The organism is Bacillus sp. EKM206B (assembly GCF_011066015.1).
Classification (GTDB): domain Bacteria; phylum Bacillota; class Bacilli; order Bacillales; family Bacillaceae; genus Bacillus; species Bacillus velezensis.
Genome location: NZ_JAAMNL010000003.1, coordinates 170,626 through 189,517, shown reverse-complemented (window position 1 = coordinate 189,517; position 18,892 = coordinate 170,626). Strand labels below are relative to the sequence as shown.

Sequence of the window (18,892 nt, the reverse complement as noted above, 5' to 3'; positions counted from 1 at the left end):
GGTATAAAGGGGGGCTGTGTTGAAGGGGTTAAATATCAATAAAAAATTATTAAAAAGGTTAACGATTGTACCAATTCTATTCATTTGTTATGTTTTATTTTTAAATCCTGAAGTTATACTTGAAGAGCAATGTCCTAAAATGCAGAAAAAGCCGGAATGTCAGATCCGGCTTTTTGCTCACTTTCCCTTCTTCTTCCGCTTCTCCTTTTCCGCCCGGTAAAACTCATGAAACATCTTCATCAATGCGCGTTTTTCAATCCGCGACACATAACTCCTTGAAATGCCGAGCTCCTTTGCGATCTCGCGCTGCGTTTTTTCTTTTTTTAAATCAAGCCCGAAGCGGCCGACGATGACTTCTTTTTCGCGGTCGTCTAAAATATCGATATATTTTTTGACCTTTTCAAGTTCCATGTTGAGCTGAATGGTGTCGATCACATCTTCGCTTTCCGACTTGAGGACATCGATCAGGCTTATTTCATTCCCTTCTTTATCCTGGCCGATCGGATCATGAAGGGAGACGTCTTTTTTCGTTTTTTTCAATGCGCGCAGATGCATTAAAATCTCATTTTCAATACATCGTGCAGCATATGTGGCAAGCTTCGTGCCTTTTCCGGCTGAGTAGCTTTCAATTCCTTTGATCAGCCCGATTGTACCGATGGAGATCAGATCTTCTGCGTCCTCTCCCGTGTTTTCGAATTTTTTCACAATATGGGCGACTAAACGGAGATTGTGTTCGATCAGCATGTTGCGGGCGTGTTCATCTCCTTCAGCCATAAGGTCTAAGTATTTTTTCTCCTCACTATTTGAGAGCGGTTGTGGAAAGGCATTATTTTTCACGTATGATACTAAAAACACGAGTTCTTTCACAATAAACCCGAGCGCTGCAAAAACACCTGTCACCATCCTCACCTCCACAAAGTTATGTAGGCAAAAGCCTATATGTAACTGTATGTGGCAGTCAGGCTGTTTGTGTCTGTACAGGGAAATTAATCAAAGGCAGGTTTTATTTCTTACAGCCTCTTGATTTTTGCTGATTGAGCCTGTATATTGTTAAAAAAAGTAAGGGTGAAAACAATATAACCGAAAAGCGCTGAAGAGACGAGTAGACAGATATCATTCATGACAGAGAGCTCCGGGAGCTGTGAAGGAGTATGAATGGATGTGTTGAAACAAACCTCTTAGCTTCGCATCGGAATCATGCAACACGAGGATGATGCGGCGGATACTCCTGTTACCGAGTAAGCTTTGTACCCGGCTTAGGCCGGCACCAAACCGAATTGAGGTGGCATAGCGGGCTGTTTCCCGTCCTCAAGACTTTATTGTCTTGAGGGCGTTTTTTATTTTTAAGGGAGGGATAAGATGAAAAACCTGAAGTCTTGGCGGTACCCGATGCTTCTGTTAACCGGAATCGGGATAGCAAATATTGGTGAATGGATTTATTTTTTGTCTCTTAATCTTATTGTTTTAAAAGAAACGGGGTCTGCTTTTGCGGTTTCCATCCTTTATTTAATCAGGCCTGCGGCTGTTTTGATGACAAATGGGTGGGCGGGCAGCATCATCGACCGGTGTAACAAACGGAATATGATGATGTCGCTTGATTTCATCCGGGCTGCATTCATTGCCGTTCTGCCGCTGATGTTTACTGTACGGTCTTTGTTTTCCGTTTATTGTATCGTGTTTTTGATTCAAATGGCCAATGCGATGTTTCGTCCGTGTTCCATGGCGTATGTGACGATGCTTATTCCGGCTGAAAGGAGAAAACGATTCAATTCACTAAGGGCTTTGTCGGAATCAGGGGCTTTTCTCCTCGGGCCGGCTGCGGCCGGGCTGCTTTTTATCGCCGGCACGCCGATTTTTGCGATTTGGGTGAATGCGGGGGCTTTAGTGCTGTCCGGTTTCATCACGATGATGCTGCCGAACCTTGAAAATGAGCCTCACGTACATTCTCCCAGACAGAAGCTTTCTTTGGCAGTGTGCAAAGAAGATTGGAAGCTCGTCTATCGCTTCAGCCGAACGGCGCGAAACGTCATGATCATTTATTTTTTATTCAGTCTGGTCATGACCGTTATGCCATCCGCGCTTGATTCGCTTGAAGCCGCTTTTGCAAAAGAGGTTCTTCAGCTGACTGATGCCGATTACGGTTTTCTCGTCAGTGTCTCAGGGGCAGGCATTATTGCGGGGGCGCTTGTCAATGTGTTCTTTAATAAAAAAATGCCGGCTTCTTTATTGATGGGAATGGGCTCTTTATTCACAGCGGCCGGATATATGATTTATGCGTTTTCTGACGTTTTTTGGACGGCTGCTTTCGGATTTTTCCTTCTCGCTTTTTTTCTGGCGTTTGCCAATACAGGCTTTCTGACGTTTTATCAAAAGAATGTTCCGGTGGACATCATGGGGAGAGTGGGGAGCTTTTATTCATTAATCGAAGCCGTCTTCGTTATAGTAGTAACGGCGGTATTCGGAGCGGCTTCTGTCAGTTCTTCCGTCCGCGGCATCGTCATCGCAGGCGCTGCTGTTATGCTGGCGTTGGCAGCCGTTTTATGCTCGTTCTTATTTGCGGCCGCAAAAAGGAGGACTCCTGATGTATTTCAAGCGGATCAATTTAAACAAACATAAAGAGACGGCCGTTTCATTTCGTGAGGATTCGTTTTTCGTCAGCTTTGGCACGGCGGATCATTTTAATAAGGATGAATATCTCAGGTGGCTGTCATCCCAAATCAAATGCTTTCCCGACGGTTTTATGCCGCTTTTTCATAACGGGCAGCCGATCGGACAGCTTGAAGCTTCCATCAAATTTTACCGCAGCCAAAAAATCGGTTATGTGCACCTTTACTATATGACTGAGCAGCAGAGGGGAAGGGGTTGCGGAACGAAACTGCATCAATACGTGAGGCAGTTTTTCAGAGCGGCTCTGTCATTTTACAGAAAGAAAAACATGGAAGTGATCGGTTCAGAATGTAACGGAAAAGTTCTCAGAATGAGAGGAGCCGTACCGCATGAATAGGGGGCGGTACGCGCTTCATTTTTTCGTTGTTTTTAAAAGGCCGGGAAACTTCTTATAAATGACCGCCATTAAGACGAGCATATACATTCCGTAAATCCCGAAAGACAGCAGTTTGTTGCTTGTAAATGAAGCGCCTGCGACGGTCACGATCACAATGTTCGGAATTTTGCCGAGCACCGACGCAGAAAAAAAGATCGGCCATCGGATATTACTCAGCCCGCAGACGGTATTCATGGCAAGCGACGGTATAATCGGAATCAGCCGCCCGAAAAGCACCGCCGTAAACGCGTGCTGATGAAATGAATCTTCATATTGGGCCGCTGCCGGGTAAGCCAGCAGCTTTTTTCTGGCCCAGTCTCTGAATCCGTACCGGACGAGAAAAAACAATGCCATTGTTCCGAGCATCGCGCCTGACAATGTAATCCACACCCCGTTTACAATCCCGAAAACCGCTCCGTTTAAGGCCGCGATAATGGCGAATGGAACAATCGGAAAAAATACGTCAGCTGCGACCAGAAGGATACTCATAAGCACAGCGTACATGCCGCCCGCGCGAATCATGCTGAGCCAGACATCTTTTTGCATAAAGCCGATCATCACGACAGCAATGATGACGGCAAGACTGAATCCCTTTTTTATCATCTGCACGTTCACCTCTTTTCAATTAGTATACAGCACAAAACTATCTCCTTCTATTAAAATAAGCTGTCCGATAAGCGTATTTGATTTATCAGCATTTGCCGTTTGATGAGAAACGGCTGGCACCCGCGTTTGGACAAAAACAAGCGGGAAGCGGGTGATGTGCATCATTTGATGCAGAGAATGATTTTTTATAAAAGGGGACACGTTAACAGTAGTGTTTACTGGAGGTGTAAACGTTGAGATGCTTTCATCTGATCATCATGATATGCGTCCTCACGAGTCTCACTGCCGTGTCCGCCGATGCGAAATCTTTAAAAAGAAGTGACATGGAGAAGACGGGAAATGTGTACTGGGATATAAGGTCTGAAAAAAAGAAACTATCTTTAACCTTCGATGACGGCCCTCATCCTGTCTATACGGAGGCTGTGTTAGACGTGCTGAAACAGCACAATGTTAAAGCAACCTTTTTTTGTGTCGGGAGCCGTATAGACAAATACCCCATAACGGCAAAACGCATCGTTGAAGAAGGGCATGAAATCGGCAACCATACGATGAACCATGTTTATTTTCACCGTCTGAAACGCAAAGACATTTTACAAGAGCTTCACAGCTCAGCGCATCATATCACATCGCTGCAGCCGGAAGGGGACAAGTTATTCCGCCCGCCGGGAGGGTCGCTGAATCATACGGCTTTCAAAAGCATCTTAAAAGAGGGCTATCATATCATCATGTGGTCATGGAACCAAGACCCGAGGGACTGGAAAAGGCCCGGGAAAGGAAAAATCGTCAGGCACGTTGTTTCACATGCCAGAGATGGAGATATCGTTCTTCTGCATGACGGCGGAGGAAACCGGCGCCAGACGGTTGAGGCTTTGAAAGAAATCATTCCCAAGCTGAAAAAGCAGGGCTACACGTTTGTTAAGGTTTCGGATTTAATCGGACAGGATTCCGGCCCTTTTCATATCCAGTAAAGAGAGCGCCGCGTTGAAAGCCGCCAAAGAGATGTGTACCATTGAAGGTAAGGTTTGGGGGGAGAGAAAATGAAGTTTGCTGTTCTTTTTATTACGATAATCTGTCTGTTATCAGGATGCGCCGCGGGCAAAGAAAAAAGTGTTGTCGCGTTCGGCGACAGCAATACGCGCGGTTCCAACTGGGATTATCGTGATTATCCGAAGGCGCAGCAGTGGGTAAACATTTTAAAAACAGCGGAACGCGGCCGTCTTACGGTTATAAATGCGGGAATAGGCGGCCAGACGACTGAGGATGCGCGCCTGCGCTTTCAAAGCGACGTGCTGGAACGTAAGCCCCAATATTTATTTATCATGTTCGGAACAAATGATGCGGGCATTTTGACGGGCGATCAGCCGCGGGTATCAAAGAAACGGTTTGAAGAAAACCTGACTTATTTCATAAACGAAAGCAGAAATCACGGCATAAAGCCGATTTTAATGACGTGCATCCCTGTTATAGAAGGAAACGGAACGCATCATCTCTATTACTATTCGAGATATAAAGCCTCAGCCTTTAAAGAAAAAGGCGGCGCGAGAAAATGGCATAATTCCTATAACGGCGTTACGAGGCAGGTTGCAGCTGAGTTGAAAGTGCCGCTGGTGGATAACTGGAAACACTTTATACGCGCGGACGGCGGCAAAGATACAGACCGGGCGCTGATTCAATCCGGACTGATAGATCCCTCCGGAAATCATATGACGCCAAAAGGCGCCAGAATCTTAATTGAAGGCATAAAAAATGGGCGGGTTTTGGAACGCTGACGCCGTCAGCTGCCTAAACCGTTTTGCTTCTGCTTCATAGGCTGTAGAAAAAACATCTTTTTGGAGGCGATTGCTATGAACCGCGGTTTCCCTCCGCAATATCCTGTATGCCCGCCTCCTCGGGTGAATGCGGGGTACTGGTACGCATTTTTTGTTGTGCTGCTCGTCGTCATTCTCGTCCTGGGCGGTCTGTATTGGTTCAATATATAGCAGCCGTCCTCTTAAACACCTCTATTTTAGGGGTGTTTTTTGTTGAAAGTGGTAGTAATGCGCATAACCGAAGTGATATAATATCAGTCATCTGAGTAAAAAAAGGAAATTCGCCCGGGAATTTTTTTCTGTTTAAGAAGAAACGGAAATAATGTGTCCGAGCGATCTTCTTTTGATTTCGTTTTCAATTAACTCGATAAATTCACGGCTCAAATTCATTTCATTGGCTTTGAAATAAGATTCTATTAGTAATTCATCAGAAAGCTTTCTCATGCCGGGGACCCAATTAATGGGAGTGGCACCTCCTTACAATTGTAATCAATCATCAGACGCAAGCATATGATGGAAGGTTGCGTTTCAATCATGGTGAGGTTATCTTTAATCTACCATGAAATACAAATAAGAACAATCGTTCTGTTATCCACACTCGTAAGTGGATAACTTGTTAGTATCTTGTTTATAATCTGGATAAATCCGGATGTAATAAGAGTGGATAATGTGTGTAATTTTATCCACAACTGGTGAAGAAACCCAATTTTTGTCGAAATTTTTTTACCGAGTCCGACTTTGTTTTTAAATCTGACAGGTTTCGACATATAGATGATAGAAAGAAAAGGAAGGGTGCGGGTTTTGTTAAAAAAGTTTTTTTTACCTGACGAATTTGTGAAAAATATATTTCATATCACACCGGAAAAGCTCAAAGAACGCAATGTGAAAGGGATTATTACAGACCTTGACAACACGCTTGTGGAGTGGGACAGACCGAGTGCGACACCTCGATTAATCGAGTGGTTTGAAGAAATGAAGGAGCACGGCATTAAAGTCACGATCGTCTCCAATAATAATGAACGAAGAGTGAAATTATTCTCGGAGCCGCTTGGCATACCGTTTATTTATAAGGCAAGAAAACCTATGGGGCGCGCCTTTAAGAGAGCCGTCAGCAGCATGGATCTGAAAAAAGAAGACTGTGTCGTCATCGGCGATCAGCTGCTTACTGATGTTCTCGGCGGAAACAGAAACGGGTATCATACGATCCTCGTCGTGCCTGTCGCTTCCTCTGACGGAGTCATGACGCGCTTTAACCGCCGGATTGAACGGAGAATATTGAGTTCTTTGAAACGTAAAGGCCATATTCAGTGGGAGGATTAGAAATGGAAAAGGTTGTTTGCATCGGCTGCGGAGTAACGATCCAGACCGAGGATAAACAAGGTCTCGGATACGCGCCAAAGGCATCGCTCACGAAAGAGAATGTCATCTGCCAGCGCTGCTTCAGACTGAAAAATTACAATGAAATTCAAGATGTTTCATTAACGGATGATGACTTTTTAAATATCTTGCACACAATCGGCGATACTGACTCTCTTATTGTCAAAGTCGTTGATATTTTTGATTTTAACGGAAGCTGGATAAACGGGCTGAACCGCTTTGTCGGCGGTAATCCGATCATTCTTGTCGGTAATAAGGCCGATATCCTGCCGAAATCCGTAAAACGGGAACGGCTCGTTCAATGGATGAAACGCGAAGCGAAAGAATACGGCTTAAAACCCCTTGATGTCTTTTTAATCAGCGCTTCCCGCGGACAAGGGATGAAGGAAGTCATTGACGCCATTGAACATTACCGCGAAGGGCGCGATGTGTATGTGGTGGGCTGTACCAATGTCGGCAAATCCACATTTATCAACCGGATTATTAAAGAGGTCTCAGGGGAAGAGAATATTATTACCACCTCTCAATTTCCGGGCACGACGCTTGACGCGATTGAAATCCCGCTCGATGACGGATCTGCGCTTTATGATACGCCGGGAATCATTAACCATCACCAGATGGCGCATTACGTGGACAAGCGTGACTTAAAGGTGCTGACACCGAAAAAAGAACTGAAGCCGCGCACTTTTCAGCTGAATGAGAAACAAACGCTTTATTTCGGCGGGCTTGCCCGGTTTGACTATGTATCAGGCGATAAAACGGCGTTTGTCTGCTATATGCCGAATGAATTGATGATTCACAGAACAAAGCTTGAAAATGCTGATGCCTTATACGAAAAGCATGCGGGAGAACTGCTTACCCCGCCCGGAAAAGATCATTTGGATGAATTTCCGGAGCTTACACCCCATACGTTTTCGATTAAAGAAGGAAAGACGGATATCGTTTTTTCCGGTCTCGGCTGGGTCACGGTGCAGCAAGCAGATAAAAAAATAACGGCATACGCTCCGAAAGGCGTACACGTATTTGTCCGCCGTTCATTAATATAGAGAGAAGGGGAGAGGGAGCATGAAACAATTGTACGGAGTAATCGGAAATCCGATCGGGCATTCAATGTCACCCGATATTCATAACGCGGCTTTGCAAGATAAGAACATCAACGGGCAGTATTTTGCGTTTCAGGTGGAACCTCATCATCTCAAGGACGCCGTTAACGGAATCAAGGCGCTTGGCATCTGCGGAGTGAACGTCACAGTCCCGCATAAAGTCGCGATCATGGAGCATCTGGATGAAATACATGAAAGCGCGAAAGTACTCGGGGCCGTAAATACCGTCAAAAGAGAGGGAGACAGGCTCATCGGGTATAATACTGACGGAGATGGGTTTTATAAATCCTTAGTCAAAGTATTGGACAAACCGATATCAGAGCTCTCCATCCTCATGATTGGGGCGGGAGGAGCGGCAAGAGCGATTTTTACGACGATCGTCCGCAGAGAGCCGAAACAATTTGACGTTTGTAACCGCACGCCGGAAAAAGCAGAAAGTCTGATTGCGGCTGCTCCCTCTTTTCAGCAGAAACGCGCCCTTACTTTAAAAGAAGCTGAAAATCAGCTTGAACAATATGACGTCATTATTCATACAACATCTGTCGGCATGTATCCGAAAACGGATGCCGTGCCGCTCTCATTGGAACGGGCCAAAACGGGCGCCATCGTTTGTGATATCGTATACAACCCGATTCAAACGGCGTTCTTAAAAGAAGCTGAAAAAAGAGGTTTAACAACCCTTGACGGTGTCGGCATGTTTGTGGAACAGGCCGCACTGTCTTTCAAGCTGTGGACGGAACAAGAGCCTGACAGCGGCTTAATGAGAGCAATTGTTGAAGGAAAACTAGGAGGAACACAATGTTAACAGGAAAACAAAAACGGTTTTTGCGTTCAAAAGCGCATCATTTAACGCCTATTTTTCAAGTGGGAAAAGGCGGAGTCAACGAAAACATGGTGAAACAGATTGCCGAGGCTTTAGAAGCAAGAGAGCTGATTAAAATCAGCGTGCTTCAAAACTGCGAAGACGATAAAAACGATGTCGCAGAAGCCCTTGTGAAAGGCAGCCGCTCACAATTGGTGCAGACGATCGGAAATACGATCGTACTGTATAAGGAATCAAAGGAAAATAAACAAATCGAGCTTCCGTAAGGTGGTTGACATGAAGAAAATCGGAATATTCGGGGGCACATTTGACCCTCCGCACAACGGACATCTTCTGATGGCTAATGAAGTCCTTCATCAGGCGGAGCTCGATGAGATTTGGTTTATGCCCAATAAAATCCCTCCGCATAAGCAGAATGAAGACTTTACAGACAGCCGGCACCGGGTGGAGATGCTGAAGCTTGCCATCAGCTCTAATTCCGGCTTTAAGCTTGAGCTTGCGGAAATGGACCGGAAAGGCCCTTCTTATACCTATGATACCGTCCGTTTACTGAAGGAGCGGCACCCGAACGACAAGCTTTTCTTTATTATCGGGGCGGATATGATTGAATATCTGCCGAATTGGTACAAACTGGACGAACTGCTCACGCTCATTCAATTTATCGGAGTGCGGCGCCCGGGGTATCATATTGAGACCCCGTACCCGCTGCTTTTTGCCGACGTTCCGGAATTTGACGTTTCGTCAACGATGCTGAGAGAACGTCTCAAAGCAAAAAAGCCGACGCAATACTTAATGCCGGATAAAGTGAGGCAGTATATAGAGGAGAATGATTTATATGAATCGTGAGGAAGCACTTGCCTGTGTCAAAGAGCAGCTGACCGAGCATCGCTACATCCACACAATCGGCGTGACAGATACGGCGGTTATTCTCGCAGGCCGGTTCGGAGCAGACCCGAAAAAAGCGGAAATGGCGGCTATTTTTCATGATTATGCGAAATTCCGGCCGAAAGAAGAAATGAAGCAGATCATCGTGCGGGAAAAAATGCCGGCTGAGCTCTTGGATTACAATGCCGAGCTGTGGCATGCCCCTGTGGGAGCGTATTTGGCTGAGAAAGAAGCGGGGATCACTGATCCTGAGATCTTGGATGCAATCCGCTATCACACGTCAGGGCGTCCGGGAATGACCCTTTTAGACAAAGTCATTTACGTTGCGGATTACATTGAACCCGGCCGCCATTTTCCCGGAGTGGAAGAGGTGCGCCGTCTGGCGGAAACGGATCTGAACGAAGCGCTCATACAAGCGATGAAAAATACAATGATATTTCTGATGAAAAAAAACCAGCCGGTCTTTCCGGAGACGTTTGCAACCTATAATTGGCTGGTGTCTTAAAATTGACAGGAGGAATTTGAAGAATGAATCAAGCTTCCGTATTAAAAATCGCGGCAAAAGCATGCGACGATAAACGTGCAGAAGATATTTTAGCGCTGGACATGGAAGGAATCTCACTTATAGCGGATTACTTTTTAATCTGCCACGGGAATTCTGATAAGCAGGTTCAGGCAATTGCGCGTGAAATTAAAGATCAGGCAGAAGAAAACGGCATTGATGTCAAAAAGATGGAAGGGTTTGATGAGGCCCGCTGGATTTTAGTTGATCTCGGCGACGTCATTGTCCACGTTTTCCATAAAGATGAAAGAAGCTACTACAATCTTGAAAAGCTATGGGGCGACGCGCCGCTCGCAGAGCTTGAACTCGGCTTGAACTCATGATTTACCAAGGCTTCGCCGGCGTATATGACGAGTTAATGTCACATGCGCCGTATGATGAATGGGCGGGCTGGATCGAAGCGTCTCTTCCGGAAAAGGGAAGGGTGCTTGATCTTGCCTGCGGAACCGGAGAAATATCCATCAGGCTTGCTGAAAAAGGCTGCGAAGTCACGGGGATTGATTTGAGTGAAGATATGCTGAGCTGTGCCCAGCAGAAAAAAACGGGAAAGCCGATTCTTTTTCTCCAGCAGGATATGAGAGAGCTTTCCGGTTTTGAAGAACAGTTTGATGCCGTTGTCATCTGCTGTGATTCCCTAAATTACTTAAAAACGAAAAGTGATGTCTTAAGCACCTTCAAAAGTGTTTTTCAAGTTTTGAAGGAGGGCGGCCTGCTTCTGTTTGACGTCCATTCCCCATTTAAAATGACGGAGCTTTTTCCGGACAGCACCCATGCGGATCAGGATGAGCAGATCAGCTATATCTGGCAAAGCTTTGCCGGCGATGAAGAGCTTTCTGTCATCCATGATATGTCCTTTTTCGTATGGAACGGACAATCTTATGACCGTTATGACGAGACGCATGAGCAAAAAACATTTTACATTGAAGAATATGAACAAATGCTTGCAGAGACCGGATTTGAACTGAAGAAGGTGACGGCTGATTTTACAGACCGGCCTCCTTCAACAGAGTCTGAACGTCTTTTCTTTACGGCAGGCAAACCAAAAACCATCGTTTAAACGGAACGATGGTTTTTAAAATGCAATTTTTGCGATTGGCGAGATAAAGCACTTTATGGCATACTCAGTTATACGTGAAATTGCTTCTTCACTAACGATATATCTTCATCGTATTTGTCATGTGTACGCTGAAAGACACGGTTGAACATATCCTGAACACCGCTTTCGAGAGCCTTCAGTCCTTCTCCGGTGACGCCGCCTTTTACGCATACTTTTTCCTGCAAGGCGGGAAGCGTGTAATGCCCTGTTTCCAGAAGCTTTCCGAGACCGACAAGCATTTCCGTCGACATAATCACGGCTTCTTCTTTGGTGATGTCCGTTTCTTCCACTGCCGCGTCAATAAAGCGCTGAACGAGATAACTCATAAAAGCGGGCCCGCAGCTGACAATGTCTGACGCCGCTCTTGTAATGCCGCTGCTGATTTCCACAGGTTTTGAAATATGAGTGAACAGCGTTTGAATATCCGCTTTTGCAGCCTCGCTGCAGCTTTTGCCGAACGTAACAAGCGAGACGCCGGCCAAGGCGCGGTTCGTAATGCTCGGAATGACGCGGGCCGTCTGACACGGAACCGTATGTTCAATCTGATCCGTCTGAACGGGGCTGGTAATGGAGATTAAAATGTGATCTTTCCGTAAATGCGGTGTGAGTTTTTTCAGCAAAGGATATATATCCAGCGGTTTTACACAAATGAATATTATTTCATTATCCTGTACGAGCTTTTCCTGATCCTCGGTGACATGGATGCCGCTGAAACGTTCTTTTAGTTTTAATGCTTTTTCGATTGTTCTGTTTGTGATGGTGATATGTGAGGGATCGGCAGCGTTTGATTCGATAAACGATTCAATCAGGATCGTTCCCATGTTTCCGGTGCCGATAAAGCCTATTTTCAATGAATTCCCCTCCTTTTTCCCTTAATCCTCTAAACCTTATGCGGGGAGGCAATGCAATATGACGAAAGCGATGATGACGGAGCGGCTGCGGCGGAACCTGAAAATTCTGGGCGCTTGTCTTGCGGCAGGGGCGGTTTTTATCTGTATTTGGCTGTTTCGTTCTGACAAGGAAGAGCCGGTCAAACAGCAGTCCGTGCTCGGCCAAACAGCCTCAGCATCCGTCGCGGACAAAAAAGACACCGCAGACGATAAGATTATGATTGATGTGAAAGGGGCGGTCCGAAATCCCGGCGTGTATGAAATGAAAGCGGGAGACAGGGTGACGCAAGCCATTGAAAAAGCCGGCGGCCTGAAGAAAAAGGCGGATGAATTGAATGTTAATTTAGCAGAGCAGCTGCAGGACGGCACGATTGTTTATATTCCGAGTGAAGGCGAAGAGGAGAATCGCCCGAAAACAGCGGCGGGTGAAAAGGAGAATGCAGCTGTCAATATCAATACGGCATCTCTGGACGAACTTCAGGCGATTTCCGGGGTGGGGCAGAAAAAAGCGGAAGCGATTATCGCCTACCGAGAAGAAAACGGACGGTTTCAGACTGCTGAAGATTTGATGAATGTATCAGGCTTTGGAGAGAAGTCATTTGAGCGGATAAAAACTTCCATTACGGTAAAGTGAATTGACGGTTTTGCTTAAATCTATGTAAACTTAGAAAAGCAACAAGACTTTTTGGAGGGAACACTTGTGGAACGAATCTCATGGAATCAATATTTTATGGCGCAAAGCCATTTGCTGGCGCTGAGAAGCACATGTCCGAGACTGTCAGTCGGGGCAACCGTAGTCAGAGACAAGCGGATGATTGCCGGCGGATACAACGGCTCAATCGCCGGCGGCGTCCATTGCGCTGATGAAGGATGCCTTTTAATAGATAATCATTGCCAGCGGACCATACATGCAGAAATGAATGCGATTCTGCAATGTTCTAAGTTCGGTGTTCCGACGGAGGGCGCCGAAATTTATGTGACGCATTATCCTTGTATTCAATGCTGCAAATCAATTATCCAGGCAGGCATCAAAACGGTTTATTATGCCGAAGATTACAAAACACAGCCTTATGCAAAAGAGCTGTTCAGCCAAGCCGGAGTCAAGGTGGAGCAGGTCGAACTTGATGAAATGATCATCGATCTGAAAAACCGCGAAAAATTGTCTTTTGTAGCAGGTCTGATTCAGCAATTATCTGATGCGGGGGTTAAGGCAGATGAACTGAAAAAAATTCATGAACAGGCCAATGAGCTGTTTACCAGTTACGTATAAATGAAATATAAATACCTTCTTCTGCCTCTGGCGGCGGTTTCTGCAACTGCGGGAATTGCCGCCGCTCATGTCTTCTGGGTTATGCTCCTTTTTCTTCTGTATCTTCTCTTTATTATCGTAAAAACAAAGCGCCATGCTCTGGTTATCGTCTGCCTCGTTTCTTTTTGTCTTTCTTTCTTTCTTTATACGGTTTGTGACGCTGCGAATGTAACGCGGTATCAGGCCGGCAGTTATACTGAACAGGCCGTCATCACTAATATTCCGAAGGTTGACGGAGCGAAAATGTCAGCCGTTATCCGTACACATGACAAGGAAAAATGGGCGGTTTCATACAAAATCCGTTCTCTTGAGGAAAAAAGACTCATTGAACAGCTTGAACCGGGGATGCGCTGCACGTTTACAGGCTCTCTGAAACAGCCTGCACATTCGACGATTCCCGGAGGTTTTGATTATAAGGAATATCTTTACTCTCAGCAGATTCACTGGTTATTTTCCGTGACTTCCATTGAGCAGTGTGAAAAATCCAAACAGCCGCTGTTTAAACTGCTGAACATCAGAAAAAATTTGATTTCGATCATTCGGAATCACGTGCCTGAATCTTCCGCCGGAATTGTTGAAGCGCTGACCTTAGGTGAAAGATTTTCTATAGAGGACGATATACTGAGTGCATATCAAAATTTGGGAGTCGTTCATTTAATGGCGATTTCCGGAATGCATGTCGGTCTTATTACGGCGGGATTATTTTATGCTCTGATCAGAATCGGGCTGACAAGAGAAAAAGCGGGAATTTTGCTGCTGCTGTTTTTGCCGGTGTATACACTGCTGAGCGGTGCCGCCCCATCCGTATTGCGCGCATCCCTCATGCTGGGATTTTATATCGCCGGAACTCTTGTTAAACGCGGCATTCATTCCTCTGCTGCATTGTCCCTGTCTTATCTGCTGCTTCTGCTGTTTAATCCTTACTTCCTTTGGCAGGCGGGCTTCCAGCTTTCCTTTGCGGTAAGCGCCTCTTTAATTCTGTCATCCTCCATTTTAAAGAAAGCAGGGGAAAGCAGACTTGCCGGGCTTGCGATGGCTTCATTGATTGCAGAGCTCAGCTCACTTCCGTTTCTTCTCTTTCATTTTCAGCAGATTTCACTTGTCAGTTTTCCGATGAATATGGTGATGGTGCCTTTTTATACGTTATTTGTCATTCCGGTTTCTGTCATCGGTTTCCTTCTTCTTTTACTCTCAAGGCAGATGGGAGAATGTTTGTTTGGTATGTTTGACCTTGTGATGAAACCTGTGCATGATTTCATTACATATGCGGCATCCGTTGATTTATTTACTATGATTGTGTCAAAGCCTGACTTTCTTTCCCTTCTTCTGCTTGCGGTTTCCGTTTTTACGCTTTTTGCGGCTTTGGAAAAGGGAGGTTTTTTAAAACTCAGGAAATCGGCTCTTTTTTTCTGCGCGGTTTTGGCTTATTTAATATGCCGTCCGTATTTCAGTCCATGGGGAGAAGCGGATATGCTTGATATCGGGCAGGGAGACTCACTGTTTATAAGCGCGCCGCACCGCAAAGGGACCGTAATGGTTGATACAGGGGGAGTGATTGCTTATCCCGGAGAATCATGGAAAGAAAAACGTCACCCGTATTCTATCGGCGAGAAGGTTTTGATTCCATTTTTAAACGGAAAAGGGGTGAAAAAGCTGGATGCACTGATTTTAACCCATGCGGATCAAGATCACATCGGGGAAGCCGGAGTGTTAATCAAAAATCATAGAGTCAAACGGTTAATTGTCCCCGTAGGATTCGTAAAAGAACCGAAGGATCAGAACATATTAAATATGGCGAAAGAAAACAACATTCCCGTTGCCGAAGCAAAGCGGGGCGACACCATTACAGCCGGTGATCTTCAGTTTCAGGTGCTGTCTCCGGAGTCGTCTGACGGAAGGAGTAAAAATGATTCGTCACTGGTGCTTTGGACGGCTTTTGGCGGAGTGAGCTGGCTTTTGACGGGAGATTTAGAATCGGACGGCGAAACGGAAGTGCTGAAAACGTATCCGAATCTGAAGGCTCATATATTGAAGGCGGGTCATCACGGCAGCAAAAGCTCAACGAGTGAAGCCTTTTTGAAGCAGCTTCAGCCGGAAGCAGCGCTGATTTCAGCAGGAAAAGAGAATCGATACCATCATCCGCATGAAGAAGTGCTGGATCGTTTGAAGGCGTACTCTGTCAATGTGCTTCGCACCGATATCAGCGGAACGATTCAATACAGATTTAAAAAAGGCGCCGGAACGTTTTCCGTCTTCCCTCCATATGATATAGAAGAAACCAGGGCGCAAGAAGTAAAAAAGACTGCCGATTGACAGCAGCCCGGAATGCGGCTAAGAGCCGATAAGATGGATGGCTGTTGCCATCACGAACAAAAAGGCGAAAAATCCGAAGGACACGACAAAACCGACAGCTGAGTCAACAGCATCATTTCGTTTGCTTTGAACGTTTTTTTCAAAATCATTCAATTTCATCCCTCCTGACTTCCCTAAGTATACTGGAATTGTTTTGAAAAATCTAGAAGTGATGGTAACGTTTTCTGTTCTTGTGATTATCGCCTTTTTACAAGCAGACCCGGGAGCTTGTGAATCAGGCGTTTATTATAAATGAGGAAGCTGTCCTTAAAGCTTCCTCTTTACTATTTGCCAAACTCAATTTAGGATAGAAGGGGATCAAGAAAGAGAGGAAGTCATACGATCATGGTATTTGATGTTTGGAAAGCCCTGAAAAAAGGGGATGTCCGCTCCGTTTATTGCTTATACGGAAAAGAAACGTATCTGCTCCAAGAAACTGTCAGCCGGATCAGACAAGCTGTCGTTGATGAGGAGACAAAGGATTTTAACCTGTCTGTTTTTGATCTTGAAGAGGATCCGCTTGACCAGGCCGTAACCGATGCGGAAACGTTTCCGTTTATGGGAGAGAAGCGGCTGGTCATCGTAAAAAATCCGTCTTTTTTAACAGGGGAAAAAAAGAAAGAAAAAATAGAGCATAATACAGCTGCTCTGGAGACTTATCTGAAGGAGCCTGCACCTTACACGGTCTTTGTGATTGTGGCTCCGTATGAGAAACTGGACGAACGGAAAAAGCTGACGAAAGCGCTGAAGCAAAAAGCCCTTATGATTGAAGCTAAGGAGCTGAATGCAAAGGAGACGACTGATTTTACGATTAATCTGGCGAAATCCGAAAATAAAATGATCGATACAGAAGCTGCCGAGCATTTGGTTCTGCTTGCAAACGGCCATCTGTCTTCCATATATCAGGAAATACAAAAACTCTCCGCCTACACCGGTGACAGACAGGAGATCACGCTTGAAGATGTCCGGGAGCTCGTCGCAAGAAGTTTGGAGCAGAATATTTTTGAGCTGATCAACAAAATCGTGAACCGAAAACGGACGGAAAGTCTTCAAATATTTTATGATCTTTTAAAACAAAACGAAGAACCGATCAAAATTATGGCGCTGATCGCCAACCAATTCCGTCTGATTATGCAGACAAAGTATTTTGCGGGACAAGGATACGGCCAAAAGCAAATCGCTTCCAACTTAAAGGTGCACCCCTTCCGGGTAAAACTGGCGATGGATCAGGCGAGGCTTTTTTCTGAAGAAGAGCTGCGGCGTATTATAGAAAGACTCGCAGTGATGGATTATGAAATGAAAACGGGGAAAAAGGACAAGCAGCTCTTGCTGGAGCTCTTTCTCCTTGAGCTTCTCCGGACTGAATGAAAAAAACGATCCCCGTTAAAGGGATCGTTTTTGTATTATGCAGAAAGTCCGTTCACTTGTTTCGCAAGTCTAGATTTGTATCGAGCTGCGGCATTTTTGTGTACAAGACCTGTTTTCACTGCTTTATCAATGCGTTTCGCTGCTTCAGAAAGAGCAGTTTTCGCTTTATCCGCTTCGTTGTTAGCAACAGAAGCTTCAACTTGTTTGATTGCAGTACGCATAGCAGATTTGATTGTCGCGTTATGAGCGCGGCGTTCGTTGTTTGTTTTTGTACGTTTAATCGCTGATTTAATGTTTGGCATGTGTTTCACCTCCTAAGATACAACCTGTAGCACAGTGTCTTAAGGTTAAATCTTCTTCACAATAGAACAAATTGTATTCTATCAAACAGAACTTTAGATTGCAATATAAATGTAAAGTATTTTTCGTTGATGGGTAAATTCGCATGATTCGTTTTGTAAATGGCCACACTATGTACCACGATGATTGAAGGAGGTCTTCCCTGTGAAAAACAACGAACTGGATGTCAATCAATTTCTGATACGGACGGATTTAGCGGTAGAAACGAAACAGGCGGTAAAAGACGGACAAGCCGGTCAGAAAAAAGAAATAAACGGGTTTATTGAAAAAGAACGCGACAAGGGCGGCATTAAAGTCAGAACCGTCGATATTACCAAAGAAGGCGCCGAGCTATCGGGGAAAAAGCAGGGACGCTATGTCACGATCGAGGCTCAAGGGGTTCGGGAACACGACTCTGACATGCAGGAAAAAGTAACGGAAGTGTTTGCCGAGGAATTTTCCGCCTATCTGTCGGCATTAAAGATTCCAAAGGATGCAAGCTGTTTGATCGTGGGTCTCGGCAACTGGAATGTGACGCCGGATGCGCTCGGCCCTCTCGTGACCGAAAACCTTCTTGTGACAAGGCATCTGTTCAGGCTTCAGCCGGAAAACGTGCAGGAAGGGTACAGGCCGGTCAGCGCGCTTGCTCCCGGTGTGATGGGATTAACGGGAATTGAAACGAGCGATATTATTCAAGGTGTGATCAAAGAATCAAAGCCGGATTTTGTGATCGCGGTAGACGCTCTTGCGGCCAGAGCCGTTGAAAGGGTGAACACGACCATCCAATTTTCTGATACGGGCATTCACCCGGGATCAGGCGTCGGCAATAAGAGAAAAGAATTAAGCAAGGAAACGCTCGGCATTCCCGTCATCGCAATCGGGGTACCGACTGTCGTTGACGCGGTTACGATCGCAAGCGATACGGTGGATTATATATTAAAACATTTCGGAAGAGAGATGAAAGATGACAGCCCGTCAAGATCTCTGGTGCCCGCCGGAATGAACTTCGGCAAAAAGAAGGTGCTGACAGATGAAGACCTTCCCGGAGAAAAAGAACGCCAATCCTTTCTCGGTATTGTCGGCACGCTGGACGAAAACGAAAAACGCCAGCTGATTCACGAAGTGCTTTCTCCGCTCGGCCATAATCTGATGGTCACGCCGAAGGAGATTGACACCTTTATTGATGATATGGCGAACGTACTTGCAAACGGGTTAAACACCGCCCTTCATGAAAAAGTGTCACAAGATAACAAAGGTTCTTATAATCATTAAAATGGTTCTACCTCCTCTAGCTTGTTCATAGAGTAATTACTAGACAAGCGCTGGAGGGA

The 18,892-nt window shown here is 45.5% G+C and carries 23 protein-coding genes and 2 pseudogenes; 19 read left to right on the top strand and 6 right to left on the bottom strand.

Annotation, left to right across the window (positions count from 1 at the left end):
• Positions 1-177 precede the first annotated feature (177 nt).
• Complete coding sequence (gene sigK / locus G9F50_RS06930) at positions 178-903, bottom strand: RNA polymerase sporulation sigma factor SigK (protein ID WP_020956104.1); 726 nt, start codon at positions 901-903, stop codon at positions 178-180.
• A 456-nt stretch (positions 904-1,359) separates the two neighbouring features.
• Here sigK and G9F50_RS06925 point away from each other — a divergent pair, with 456 nt between their 5' ends.
• Both G9F50_RS06925 and G9F50_RS06920 read left to right on the top strand, forming a co-directional pair.
• Positions 1,360-2,616 (top strand): MFS transporter, encoded by a 1,257-nt coding sequence (locus G9F50_RS06925; RefSeq protein WP_069007155.1) that lies wholly within the window; start codon positions 1,360-1,362, stop codon positions 2,614-2,616.
• Positions 2,582-3,004 (top strand): GNAT family N-acetyltransferase, encoded by a 423-nt coding sequence (locus G9F50_RS06920; RefSeq protein ID WP_165406527.1) that lies wholly within the window; start codon positions 2,582-2,584, stop codon positions 3,002-3,004. Before G9F50_RS06925 ends, G9F50_RS06920 begins: the two co-directional genes overlap by 35 nt.
• Positions 3,005-3,019: 15 nt before the next feature.
• On the opposite strand, the gene G9F50_RS06915 is transcribed toward G9F50_RS06920, so the two are convergent.
• On the bottom strand, positions 3,020-3,646 hold the full coding sequence (locus G9F50_RS06915) for a TVP38/TMEM64 family protein (protein ID WP_012118035.1): 627 nt from the start codon (positions 3,644-3,646) through the stop codon (positions 3,020-3,022).
• A 236-nt stretch (positions 3,647-3,882) separates the two neighbouring features.
• Here G9F50_RS06915 and G9F50_RS06910 point away from each other — a divergent pair, with 236 nt between their 5' ends.
• The 3 genes from G9F50_RS06910 to G9F50_RS20545 all read left to right on the top strand — a co-directional run bounded on the left by G9F50_RS06910 (position 3,883) and on the right by G9F50_RS20545 (position 5,628).
• Complete coding sequence (locus G9F50_RS06910) at positions 3,883-4,617, top strand: polysaccharide deacetylase family protein (RefSeq protein WP_007612700.1); 735 nt, start codon at positions 3,883-3,885, stop codon at positions 4,615-4,617.
• Between the two features lie 69 nt (positions 4,618-4,686).
• Positions 4,687-5,418, top strand: a complete 732-nt coding sequence (locus tag G9F50_RS06905; protein WP_063094710.1) for an SGNH/GDSL hydrolase family protein — start codon at positions 4,687-4,689, stop codon at positions 5,416-5,418.
• A gap of 75 nt (positions 5,419-5,493) precedes the next feature.
• Positions 5,494-5,628, top strand: coding sequence for a hypothetical protein (locus G9F50_RS20545; protein WP_003152848.1), 135 nt, complete (start codon positions 5,494-5,496; stop codon positions 5,626-5,628).
• Positions 5,629-5,760: 132 nt separating this feature from the next.
• Here the strand turns inward: G9F50_RS20545 and sda are convergent, their stop codons facing one another.
• On the bottom strand, positions 5,761-5,901 hold the full coding sequence (gene sda / locus G9F50_RS06900; RefSeq protein ID WP_003152850.1) for a sporulation histidine kinase inhibitor Sda: 141 nt from the start codon (positions 5,899-5,901) through the stop codon (positions 5,761-5,763).
• 357 nt (positions 5,902-6,258) lie between these two features.
• On the opposite strand from sda, the gene G9F50_RS06895 reads away from it, so the two are divergent.
• The 8 genes from G9F50_RS06895 to G9F50_RS06860 are packed head-to-tail and all read left to right on the top strand — an operon-like array spanning position 6,259 to position 11,264.
• Positions 6,259-6,777: a YqeG family HAD IIIA-type phosphatase gene (locus G9F50_RS06895; RefSeq protein WP_007408254.1), complete on the top strand. Its 519-nt coding sequence runs from the start codon at positions 6,259-6,261 to the stop codon at positions 6,775-6,777.
• 2 nt (positions 6,778-6,779) lie between these two features.
• Complete coding sequence (yqeH, locus tag G9F50_RS06890) at positions 6,780-7,880, top strand: ribosome biogenesis GTPase YqeH (protein ID WP_033574151.1); 1,101 nt, start codon at positions 6,780-6,782, stop codon at positions 7,878-7,880.
• 19 nt (positions 7,881-7,899) lie between these two features.
• Complete coding sequence (gene aroE / locus G9F50_RS06885) at positions 7,900-8,742, top strand: shikimate dehydrogenase (RefSeq protein WP_003152856.1); 843 nt, start codon at positions 7,900-7,902, stop codon at positions 8,740-8,742.
• Positions 8,736-9,026, top strand: coding sequence for a ribosome assembly RNA-binding protein YhbY (yhbY, locus tag G9F50_RS06880; protein WP_098081594.1), 291 nt, complete (start codon positions 8,736-8,738; stop codon positions 9,024-9,026). Before aroE ends, yhbY begins: the two co-directional genes overlap by 7 nt.
• A 10-nt stretch (positions 9,027-9,036) precedes the next feature.
• On the top strand, positions 9,037-9,606 hold the full coding sequence (locus tag G9F50_RS06875) for a nicotinate-nucleotide adenylyltransferase (protein ID WP_098081593.1): 570 nt from the start codon (positions 9,037-9,039) through the stop codon (positions 9,604-9,606).
• Entirely contained in the window at positions 9,596-10,150 is a 555-nt protein-coding gene (yqeK, locus tag G9F50_RS06870) for a bis(5'-nucleosyl)-tetraphosphatase (symmetrical) YqeK (RefSeq protein WP_061860724.1), read from the top strand. Before G9F50_RS06875 ends, yqeK begins: the two co-directional genes overlap by 11 nt.
• Positions 10,151-10,173: 23 nt before the next feature.
• Positions 10,174-10,530, top strand: a complete 357-nt coding sequence (rsfS, locus tag G9F50_RS06865) for a ribosome silencing factor (protein ID WP_007408260.1) — start codon at positions 10,174-10,176, stop codon at positions 10,528-10,530.
• The gene (locus G9F50_RS06860; RefSeq protein WP_015240247.1) at positions 10,527-11,264 is read left to right on the top strand and encodes a class I SAM-dependent DNA methyltransferase; all 738 of its coding nucleotides are present in this window, start codon (positions 10,527-10,529) and stop codon (positions 11,262-11,264) included. Before rsfS ends, G9F50_RS06860 begins: the two co-directional genes overlap by 4 nt.
• A gap of 68 nt (positions 11,265-11,332) precedes the next feature.
• On the opposite strand, the gene comER is transcribed toward G9F50_RS06860, so the two are convergent.
• Positions 11,333-12,154 (bottom strand): late competence protein ComER, encoded by an 822-nt coding sequence (gene comER / locus G9F50_RS06855; protein WP_015240246.1) that lies wholly within the window; start codon positions 12,152-12,154, stop codon positions 11,333-11,335.
• 58 nt (positions 12,155-12,212) lie between these two features.
• Here comER and G9F50_RS06850 point away from each other — a divergent pair, with 58 nt between their 5' ends.
• The 3 genes from G9F50_RS06850 (at position 12,213) to G9F50_RS06840 (ending at position 15,815) form a co-directional block, all read left to right on the top strand.
• Positions 12,213-12,827: a helix-hairpin-helix domain-containing protein gene (locus G9F50_RS06850; RefSeq protein ID WP_165406526.1), complete on the top strand. Its 615-nt coding sequence runs from the start codon at positions 12,213-12,215 to the stop codon at positions 12,825-12,827.
• Between the two features lie 66 nt (positions 12,828-12,893).
• Positions 12,894-13,463 carry a ComE operon protein 2 gene (locus G9F50_RS06845; RefSeq protein WP_003152868.1) on the top strand — a complete coding sequence of 190 codons (570 nt, stop codon included), beginning with the start codon at positions 12,894-12,896 and terminating at the stop codon, positions 13,461-13,463.
• Positions 13,464-15,815, top strand: coding sequence for a DNA internalization-related competence protein ComEC/Rec2 (locus tag G9F50_RS06840; RefSeq protein ID WP_165406525.1), 2,352 nt, complete (start codon positions 13,464-13,466; stop codon positions 15,813-15,815).
• A gap of 18 nt (positions 15,816-15,833) precedes the next feature.
• Here the strand turns inward: G9F50_RS06840 and G9F50_RS06835 are convergent, their stop codons facing one another.
• The gene (locus tag G9F50_RS06835) at positions 15,834-15,968 is read right to left on the bottom strand and encodes a YqzM family protein (RefSeq protein ID WP_003152870.1); all 135 of its coding nucleotides are present in this window, start codon (positions 15,966-15,968) and stop codon (positions 15,834-15,836) included.
• A 40-nt stretch (positions 15,969-16,008) separates the two neighbouring features.
• On the opposite strand from G9F50_RS06835, the pseudogene G9F50_RS06830 reads away from it, so the two are divergent.
• Together G9F50_RS06830 and holA are read left to right on the top strand one after the other, a co-directional pair.
• A pseudogene (locus G9F50_RS06830) lies at positions 16,009-16,160 on the top strand (hypothetical protein).
• A 39-nt stretch (positions 16,161-16,199) separates the two neighbouring features.
• Positions 16,200-17,241 (top strand): annotated as a pseudogene (gene holA / locus G9F50_RS06825) (DNA polymerase III subunit delta).
• A 16-nt stretch (positions 17,242-17,257) separates the two neighbouring features.
• On the opposite strand, the gene rpsT reads toward holA, so the two are convergent.
• Positions 17,258-17,524, bottom strand: coding sequence for a 30S ribosomal protein S20 (gene rpsT / locus G9F50_RS06820; protein ID WP_003152876.1), 267 nt, complete (start codon positions 17,522-17,524; stop codon positions 17,258-17,260).
• Between the two features lie 202 nt (positions 17,525-17,726).
• Here rpsT and gpr point away from each other — a divergent pair, with 202 nt between their 5' ends.
• Positions 17,727-18,833, top strand: coding sequence for a GPR endopeptidase (gene gpr / locus G9F50_RS06815; protein WP_007408268.1), 1,107 nt, complete (start codon positions 17,727-17,729; stop codon positions 18,831-18,833).
• The last annotated feature ends 59 nt before the right edge of the window (positions 18,834-18,892 follow it).